Origin of the sequence: Nocardia farcinica (assembly GCF_029867845.1) — a bacterium.
Classification (GTDB): domain Bacteria; phylum Actinomycetota; class Actinomycetes; order Mycobacteriales; family Mycobacteriaceae; genus Nocardia; species Nocardia farcinica_A.
The window spans coordinates 1-1,868 of record NZ_JARWRU010000266.1 but is presented as its reverse complement, the minus strand read 5'-3'; the positions used below and the strand labels follow the sequence as shown (position 1 = coordinate 1,868).

Genomic DNA, 1,868 nt, shown 5'->3' with positions numbered 1-1,868 from the left:
CCGTTGCTGGGTGGGCGGGGGGGGGCCTGCGGCGCGGGGCACGCCGGCGGGGCGGCCGCGCGGGGCTTTCGGGGCGGCGCCTCCGCCCACCGGGGCCGCGCGCCCGCGGCCGGTCCGCTCACCGAGAGCGCCGCCGCGGTTCCCGCGCTGCTGCAATCGCTGTCGGACACCGATCCGGCGCAGCGGTGGCTGCCCGGCATCGCGGCCGGAGAGACGCTGGCGACGGTGGCCTTCGCCGAACCCGGCGGGCGCGCGGTGGCGGTGGACGCCGACGCGGCCGAGGTGGTGCTGCTGGTCTCCGGCGACACCCTGTCCCTCGGCACGCCCGGCGCGGCCGTCCGCTCGATCGACCCGGCGCGCGGGCTGTTCGCGGTCGAGGCGGGCGAGGTCGTTGCCCAGGGTGAGCAGGTGCGCGCGGCGGGGGCGCGGGCGTTCGACGCGGGTGTGCTCGCCTCGGCCGCGCAGCAGCTGGGCGCGGGCCGGGCGCTGCTGCACGCGGCGACCGAATACGCCAAGCAGCGCAAGCAGTTCGGCAAGCCGATCGGCGAGTTCCAGGCGGTCAAGCAGCGATTGGCCGATGTGCTCATCGGGCTCGATCTGGCCGAGCCGCTGCTGTATCGGGCGGCGCTGACCTTCGACGAGCCGACCCGTTCGCGCGATGTCTCCGCCGCGGCGGTGGCCTGTGACGAGGCCGCCTACGCCGCCGCCCGCGCCGCCCTGCAGGTGCACGGCGCGATCGGCTACACCGCCGAATACGACCTGTCGCTGTGGCTGACCAGGGTCACCGCGCTGCGTTCGGCCTGGGGCACCGCGGCCGCGCATCGCGCCAGGATCGCCGCGGCCCTGCGCGCGGAACGGGGCATCGCATGAGCCTGGACGAGACCGAACGCAGAGAGTTCGCCGACTCGGTGCGGGCGCTGCTGGCCAAGCACGCCGGCTCCGCCTCGGTGCGCGCGGCCATGGACACCGACCTCGGTTACGACCCGGCGTTGTGGCGGCTGCTGTGCGAGCAGATCGGCGTGGCCGCGCTGGCGATTCCAGAGGAGTACGGCGGGGCCGGGGCGAGCCTGGTCGAATCCTTCCTGGTGCTGGGCGAATTGGGCCGCACCCTGGCCGGGGTGCCGATGCTCGGTTCGGCGGTGCTCGGCGCGCAGGCGTTGCTGTTGTCCGGGGACACCGCGGCCTGCGAGCGGCTGCTGCCCGAGGTCGCGGAGGGCTCGCGCACCGTGGCGGTGTGCTGGGCGGGGCCGCGCGGCTGGGACGAGCCCGGCGTACGGGCCGAGGGCGAGACGTTGCACGGCACCGCCCACTATGTGCTCGACGCGACCGGGGCGGACACCCTCGTGGTGCTCACCGGGTCCGGCTGGTTCGAGGTCGACGCCGCCGCCGCGGGTGTGACGCGGCGCGCGGTACCCACCCTCGACCCGACCCGCAAGCTGTCGGAGGTGTCCTTCGACGGGGTGGCCGCGCGCGGGCTCGGCGACGGCGATCAGGCCGAGGCGACCAGGCGGCTGCGCGACATCGCGTGGGCGGCGCTCGCCGCCGAGCAGGTGGGTGCGGCCAGGCGGTGCCTGGAGACGACCGTGGAGTACACCAGGTCGCGGGTGCAGTTCGGCCGGGTGATCGGCAGCTTCCAGGCGCTCAAGCACCGGATGGCCGACATGTACGTGCTGGTGGAGTCGGCGGAATCGGTGTCGCGGCTGGCCACGGAGTCGCTGGCGACCGGCGCGGCCTCGGCCGCCCACGACGGGTGGGTGGCGCGCACGCACTGCACGCGGGCCTTCAACGAGGTGGCGGCCGAGACCATCCAGCTGCACGGCGGCATCGCCATCACCTGGGAGCACGACGCGCACCTCGTCGTACGGGTC

2 protein-coding genes are annotated in these 1,868 nt (G+C 75.5%); both read left to right on the top strand.

Annotated elements, in window-relative coordinates:
• On the top strand, positions 1–870 hold an 870-nt coding region (locus tag QH283_RS05450), incomplete at its 5' end, for an acyl-CoA dehydrogenase family protein (protein WP_280501917.1).
• Positions 867–1,868: acyl-CoA dehydrogenase family protein (locus QH283_RS05445; protein ID WP_280501916.1), on the top strand; the 1,002-nt coding region annotated here is incomplete at its 3' end. The genes QH283_RS05450 and QH283_RS05445, both read left to right, overlap by 4 nt.